Annotated in this window: 9 protein-coding genes; 2 read left to right on the top strand and 7 right to left on the bottom strand. The window is 61.7% G+C overall.

Going from position 1 to position 6,449, the window contains the following annotated elements; genetic code table 11:
* From GBC55_RS18915 to nrdR, 7 genes are all read right to left on the bottom strand, one after another.
* Positions 1-424: AIR synthase related protein (locus GBC55_RS18915; RefSeq protein WP_247266951.1), on the bottom strand; the 424-nt coding region annotated here is incomplete at its 3' end.
* 28 nt (positions 425-452) lie between these two features.
* Positions 453-953, bottom strand: coding sequence for a transcription antitermination factor NusB (gene nusB / locus GBC55_RS18910; protein ID WP_162438873.1), 501 nt, complete (start codon positions 951-953; stop codon positions 453-455).
* Complete coding sequence (ribE, locus tag GBC55_RS18905) at positions 950-1,426, bottom strand: 6,7-dimethyl-8-ribityllumazine synthase (protein WP_003185938.1); 477 nt, start codon at positions 1,424-1,426, stop codon at positions 950-952. Before ribE ends, nusB begins: the two co-directional genes overlap by 4 nt.
* A gap of 234 nt (positions 1,427-1,660) precedes the next feature.
* Positions 1,661-2,752 (bottom strand): bifunctional 3,4-dihydroxy-2-butanone-4-phosphate synthase/GTP cyclohydrolase II, encoded by a 1,092-nt coding sequence (gene ribBA / locus GBC55_RS18900; RefSeq protein ID WP_162438872.1) that lies wholly within the window; start codon positions 2,750-2,752, stop codon positions 1,661-1,663.
* A gap of 16 nt (positions 2,753-2,768) precedes the next feature.
* Positions 2,769-3,434, bottom strand: a complete 666-nt coding sequence (locus tag GBC55_RS18895) for a riboflavin synthase (RefSeq protein ID WP_162438871.1) — start codon at positions 3,432-3,434, stop codon at positions 2,769-2,771.
* Positions 3,435-3,480: 46 nt separating this feature from the next.
* On the bottom strand, positions 3,481-4,614 hold the full coding sequence (ribD, locus tag GBC55_RS18890; RefSeq protein ID WP_162438870.1) for a bifunctional diaminohydroxyphosphoribosylaminopyrimidine deaminase/5-amino-6-(5-phosphoribosylamino)uracil reductase RibD: 1,134 nt from the start codon (positions 4,612-4,614) through the stop codon (positions 3,481-3,483).
* Positions 4,611-5,075: a transcriptional regulator NrdR gene (gene nrdR, locus GBC55_RS18885; RefSeq protein WP_003228656.1), complete on the bottom strand. Its 465-nt coding sequence runs from the start codon at positions 5,073-5,075 to the stop codon at positions 4,611-4,613. Before nrdR ends, ribD begins: the two co-directional genes overlap by 4 nt.
* 128 nt (positions 5,076-5,203) lie before the next feature.
* Here nrdR and GBC55_RS18880 point away from each other — a divergent pair, with 128 nt between their 5' ends.
* Positions 5,204-5,668, top strand: a complete 465-nt coding sequence (locus GBC55_RS18880; RefSeq protein ID WP_162438869.1) for a YbaY family lipoprotein — start codon at positions 5,204-5,206, stop codon at positions 5,666-5,668.
* The gene (locus tag GBC55_RS18875) at positions 5,665-6,324 is read left to right on the top strand and encodes a 50S ribosomal protein L11 methyltransferase (protein ID WP_162438868.1); all 660 of its coding nucleotides are present in this window, start codon (positions 5,665-5,667) and stop codon (positions 6,322-6,324) included. Before GBC55_RS18880 ends, GBC55_RS18875 begins: the two co-directional genes overlap by 4 nt.
* Positions 6,325-6,449: the final 125 nt, after the last annotated feature.

Below are 6,449 nucleotides of genomic sequence, written 5' to 3'. Positions count from 1 at the left end.
GGCCAGCTGGCACGCGACCCAATACGGTCACGGTCAGGCTCAGCGGCCCACGGGTCGTATCGCCGCCCACCAGCGCCACGCCGCAGCGTTGGGCCATGAGGTTCAAACCACGGGCATACGCATCCAGCCAATCGGCGGTTACCGTGGGCACAGTCAGGGCGAGGGTAAAGGCAACGGGCGTGGCGCCCATGGCAGCCAGATCGCTGACTGCGACGGCAAGCGAACGCTGGCCGAGTAGAAAAGGGTCGCAAGGATCTGCGAAATGCACACCGGCCACGAGGGTGTCGGTAGAAATGGCCAACTGCTCCCCAGGGGGAACAGCCAGCAAGGCGCAATCGTCGCCGATGCCGAGAGCAACGCCCTCGCCGCCTTGCGCACAGGGCGCGGCGGCGAAGAAATTGCGGATCAGCTCAAACTCGCCCATGGCTGCGTGCCGACAGTACAAGCGCCGATTAGCGCTTGTACGCCTTCACTTCAGCTTCACGCAGACGCGGAGCCAGCTTGTCCAGTACACCATTGACGAACTTGTGGCCGTCAGTGGAACCGAAGACTTTCGCCAGCTCGATACCTTCGTTGATCACAACGCGGTACGGCACATCGACGCGCTCGAGCAGCTCCCAGGTGGACAGGCGCAGGACGGCCAGCTCAACCGGGTCCAGCTCTTCGATCGTGATGTCCAGGCACGGCGCCAGTGCGGCGTCGATGCGGTCTCTCTGTGCCGGAACCCCGTGGAGGATTTCACGGAAGTAGGCACCGTCGACATCACTGAAATCGTTATCGACCCTGAACTGTGCTTCGATCTCGTTCAGCGATTGCCGGGCCATGTGCCATTGGTACAGCGCTTGAGTCGCGAGCTGACGGGCTTCGCGACGCTTGACGCTTTTCGATGGTTTACCAGCATCCGCAGGCTTTGGATCGCGCGGGTTGAAACGATCGCTTTCGTCGCTAATCACTTGGCCTCCAACTGCGCCAGCAGGCTGACCATTTCCAGAGCGGACAAGGCAGCTTCAGCACCTTTGTTACCGGCCTTGGTGCCGGAACGTTCGATGGCTTGTTCGATGGAGTCAACGGTCAGCACGCCGAAGGCAACCGGTACGCCAAACTCCATGGACACCTGGGCCAGGCCCTTGGTGCATTCGCCAGCCACGTATTCGAAGTGCGGAGTACCGCCACGAATGACTGCGCCCAGGGCGATAATTGCTGCATATTCGCCTTTCTGAGCAACTTTCTGCGCAACCAGCGGAATTTCGAAGGCGCCAGGTGCGCGGATGATGGTGATGTCGCTTTCGCTCACGCCATGGCGAACCAGGGCATCAACTGCACCGCTGACCAGACTTTCAACGACGAAGCTGTTGAAACGGCCTACTACCAAAGCGTAGCGGCCTTTAGGGGCGATGAAGGTACCTTCGATGGTCTTCAGGGTCATTCGTTAGATCTCTTAAAGAGCCGGGACGCGTTTTTTACGCATCCCTCAGTGATATTAGCCACGAATACGCAGCCGGAAAAATCCGCATTGCTGTTCGAATGCACCCCTGAGGCGAGGGGATTCATCCCCGTTGGGCTGCGCAGCGGCCCCTGTTTTGGGACTGCTACGCAGCCCAACGGGGATAAATCCCCTCGCCACAACGGGTACACACCAGCAATACGAATCTCCGGGTCATTATTCGGAGGGCACGTATTCTACAACTTCCAGATCGAAACCGGATATCGCATTAAATTTCATTGGTGCACTCATCAGGCGCATTTTTCGCACGCCCAGGTCCCGAAGGATCTGCGAACCGGCACCGACAATGCTGTAGGTGGTCGGTTTTTTCACGACCGTCTGATCGGCGGTTTCGCGAATGTGCGCGAGCAACACGTCGCCATCGAGCGGATGCCCGAGCAACAGCACCACGCCACTGCCGGCCTCGGCGACCGCAGCCATCGCGGCACGCAGGCTCCAGCGGCCGGGCTGTTTGACCATCAGCAGGTCGCGCAGCGGGTCCATGTTGTGCACGCGAACCAGTGTCGGTTCATCGGCGCACACGGTGCCCAGGGTCAGTGCCATGTGCACGTCGCCTTCCACGGAATCACGATAGGTCACCAGGTTGAATTGGCCCAGTTCGCTGTCCAGCGGCTGCTCGGCAATCCGCTGAACGGTACGTTCGTGGATCATCCGATAGTGGATCAGGTCGGCAATGGTGCCGATCTTGATGTTGTGTTCAGCGGCAAACGCTTCCAGTTCGGCGCGACGGGACATGGTGCCGTCGTCGTTCATCACTTCGCAGATCACGCCGCTTGGCTCGAAACCGGCCATGCGCGCCAGGTCGCACGCTGCTTCGGTGTGACCGGCACGAGCCAGGGTGCCGCCGGCCTGGGCCATCAGCGGGAAGATGTGACCGGGGCTGACAATGTCTTCAGCCTTCGCATCCTTAGCGGCAGCCGCTTGCACGGTGCGCGCACGGTCGGCGGCGGAGATACCGGTGGTCACGCCCGTAGCGGCTTCGATGGACACAGTGAACTTGGTGCCAAAACCGGAACCGTTGCGCGGCGCCATCAAAGGCAGCTTCAGCAGTTCGCAACGCTCACGGCTCATCGGCATGCAGATCAGGCCACGGGCGTGCTTGGCCATGAAGTTGATGTGTTCGGGCTGGCAGCACTCGGCGGCCATGATCAGGTCGCCTTCATTCTCGCGATCTTCGTCATCCATGAGGATGACCATCTTGCCTTGGCGGATGTCTTCAACCAGTTCTTCGATGCTATTGAGCGCCACAAGGCACCCCCTTGAGTCAGGATTTGAGGTAGCCGTTTTGGGCCAGGAAGCTTTCAGTAATGTTGCTGCCGGCGGCTGGCTCTGCGGCCTTGTCGCCCAGCAGCAAGCGCTCCAGGTAACGGGCCAGCAAGTCCACTTCCAGGTTTACCCGGCGACCCGGCTGATACGACGCCATGATGGTCTCGCTCAGGGTGTGCGGAATGATCGTCAGCAGGAATTCGGCGCCATCGACCGCGTTCACGGTCAGGCTGGTGCCGTCGACGGTGATCGAGCCTTTATGAGCGATGTACTTGGCCAGTTCTTTCGGTGCGCGGATGCGAAACTCCACAGCCCGGGCATTCTCGGTGCGGGTCACTACTTCACCCACGCCATCGACGTGACCGCTGACCAGATGCCCGCCCAGGCGAGTGGTCGGGGTCAGGGCTTTCTCCAGGTTGACCGGGCTGCCGCTTTTCAGGTCATTCATGGCGGTGCAGTCGAGGGTTTCGCGACTGACGTCCGCCGCAAAACCGTTACCTGGCAGTTCAACCGCAGTCAGGCAGACGCCGTTGACCGCAATGCTGTCGCCCAGTTTGACGTCGCTCAGATCGAGCTTGCCGGTTTCTACGTGTACCCGCACATCTCCGCCTTTTGGGGTCAATGCACGAATACTGCCGATGGATTCGATGATGCCGGTAAACATGGAGTCCTCCTCGAGAACAGGCCAGCGCTGTGGCGATGGCCGGGAATTATACGCTCGCTGCTGGCACAGGAATGGCAGTGACCCGCCAGTCATCGCCAACCGCGCGAATTTCGGTGATTTTGAGCTCGGGCGCGTCTTTCATTTGCGCGAGCGGCCAGTCCAGCAGCGGGCGTGCCGAAGAGCCCAGGAACTTGCCGGCGATGAAAATCTGGAACTCATCGACCAGACCTTGCTGGGCAAAAGCACCCGCCAGTCGCGGGCCGGCTTCCACCAGCACATCGTTGACACCGCGCGCCGCCAGTTCAACCAGCAGTTTGCGCAGGTCGACCTGGCCATCGCTGCCGGCCACGATCAGACATTCCGGCCCGTTGGCATATTGCTCTTCGATGGCCATGCAGGTGGCCACAAGGGCCGGGCCCGCCTTGAAGAACGGCGCATCGAGCGGCACGCGCAGGCGGCCATCGATCAACACACGTAAGGGCAGACGGCTCATCACCTGCGCGGTTTGCTCGGCATCCAGACCCAATTCATCGGCGCGCACGGTCAAACGCGCATTGTCTGCCAGCACGGTGTCAGCGCCGGTCAGAACCACACTGGCCTCCGCGCGCAGACGCTGAACCGCAGAGCGTGCCGCCGGACCGGTGATCCATTGGCTTTCGCCGCTTTCCATCGCCGTGCGACCGTCGAGGCTCATGGCCAGTTTGACCCGCACGAACGGCAAGCCGTGTTCCATGCGTTTCAGGAAACCCTGATTAAGCTTTCGGGCCTCACCTTCCAGCACACCGCTTTCGATGGATATTCCGGCCTGGGCCAAACGCTGCATGCCACGACCGGCGACTGACGGATTCGGGTCCTGCATCGCGGCGACCACACGTGCCACACCGGCGTTGACCAGCGCATCGGCGCAGGGCGGCGTACGCCCATGGTGGCTGCACGGTTCGAGGGTCACGTAGGCGGTGGCGTTACGAGCCTTGTCGCCAGCAGCACGCAGGGCGTGGACTTCGGCGTGAGGCTCACCGGTGCGCACATGCCAGCCTTCGCCGACGATCTGCCCGTCACTCACGATTACACAACCCACCCGCGGGTTGGGGTGCGTCGTGTAGTGACCTTTGCGCGCCAGTTCCAGGGCACGGGCCATGTAGTGAGCGTCGAGGATGGTCTGTTCGGGAGAGGTGGTCATTCTTTTACCGGTTCACGGGCCAGGCGATCGATCTCTTCGCGGAACTCGTTGAGGTCCTGGAAGCGGCGATACACCGAAGCGAAGCGGATGTAGGCGACTTCGTCGAGCTTTTGCAGCTCGGCCATCACCAGTTCACCGACCACGAGGGATTTGACCTCGCGCTCACCGGTGGCTCGCAGTTTGTGTTTGATGTGCACCAGCGACGATTCGAGGCGCTCGACACTGACCGGGCGTTTCTCGAGGGCGCGCTGCATGCCGGCGCGTAGTTTTTCTTCGTCGAACGGCTGACGACTACCGTCGGTTTTGATCAGGCGCGGCAACACCAGTTCAGCCGTCTCGAACGTCGTGAAACGTTCGCCGCAGGCCAGGCATTCACGCCGGCGGCGCACCTGTTCGCCCTCGGCGACCAGACGCGAGTCGATGACCTTGGTGTCGTTGGCACCGCAGAAGGGACAGTGCATGGTGGCAGGCAACAAAAAAAGGGAGGGCCATGGTAGCGCATCCCGGTGGCAAGACAAGCCATAGGGTTTGCGGTATACAGACTGGCTATATAGATCGATCCATGGATTTCACCTTGCTGGAGCCGCAAATGTCACTCAGACCGCTCGTTTTGCTCAGTCTTTTCAGCCTGCTGGTGGCCTGCAGCAGCGATGCGCCCAAGCCCCAGCCTCCGACACCAGGCCCGGCGCCGCAGGCTGCGCAGAAAAAAGCCCAGGAGTCGGCCAACCTCGGCCCGCTGCCGGCATACCAGCGTGAATTGAGCGGTACCCTGCAAGGCGTGCCGGCCGGCGCTGAAGTCGAACTGGCGCTGCTGGTGATCGACAGCAAGGATCGCCCGCAGCAATTGCTCGCCAGTTCCAGCCTGATCGGCACCAACCAGATCCTGCCGTTTCACCTGCGCTTCAATCCGGATTCCTTTCCGGCAGGTCAACGGGTGGAACTGCGAGGCCGCGCCAGCCAGTCCGGACAGCTGATCCTGCATCTGCCGTCGCAGGTCATTACGCAGCCAACGACTCAGACCGTGGGCCAGCTGCAATTCGTCAAAGCGCCATGATTGCACCGCTCGACCTGCAACACGCGTTGGGTGAACTGCTCGGTGATGCGCAGCTTGTTCCGGTCGCATTGCCCGGGACTGAACTGCAGCTTTGGTTGATCGACGGTGACAAGATGGACCGAGCCTTCAACCCGGAAGAAACCCGACGGATTCTGCACGAGCCGCCGTACTGGAGTTTCTGCTGGGCCAGTGGCCTGGCCGTGGCCCGCTACCTTGCGCAAAACCCGCGGTGGGTCGAGGGTAAGCGTGTGCTGGACTTCGGTGCGGGTTCCGGCGTGGCAGGGATTGCGGCACTCAAGGCCGGGGCACTCGAAGTGGTGGCTTGCGATCTCGACCCACTGGCGATTGCCGCCTGTCGGGCGAATGCCGAACTCAATGATGTAGCGCTCAGCTACTCGACGGACTTTTTCGCCGAGGCCGATCGCTTCGACCTGATCCTTGTCGCCGACGTGTTGTACGACCGGGCGAACCTGCCGCTGCTCGACGAGTTCCTGACGCGCGGGCGGGACGCATTGGTCGCGGATTCGCGGGTGCGTGATTTCAGGCATCCGCTGTATCAGCGCATCGAAATGCTGGAAGCCATGACACTGCCGGATCTGGCCGAGCCGGAGGAGTTCCGGCATGTGAGCCTGTACCACGCGCGACGCCCTGTCTGACGCCATCGCCAGCAGGCTGGCTCCCACAGTTGGCCGCATTCATGGTGGGAGCCAGCCTGCCGGCGAAGCGTCAGATCAGGCGACACAACGCTCCCGGTCACCCCCCGCTTCCGGCCACCCCCCGC

It is taken from the genome of Pseudomonas sp. TNT3, from assembly GCF_010095445.2.
GTDB lineage: Bacteria > Pseudomonadota > Gammaproteobacteria > Pseudomonadales > Pseudomonadaceae > Aquipseudomonas.
Note: the sequence above shows the minus strand (reverse complement) of the source record. Positions and strands in the feature narration are given on the sequence as shown.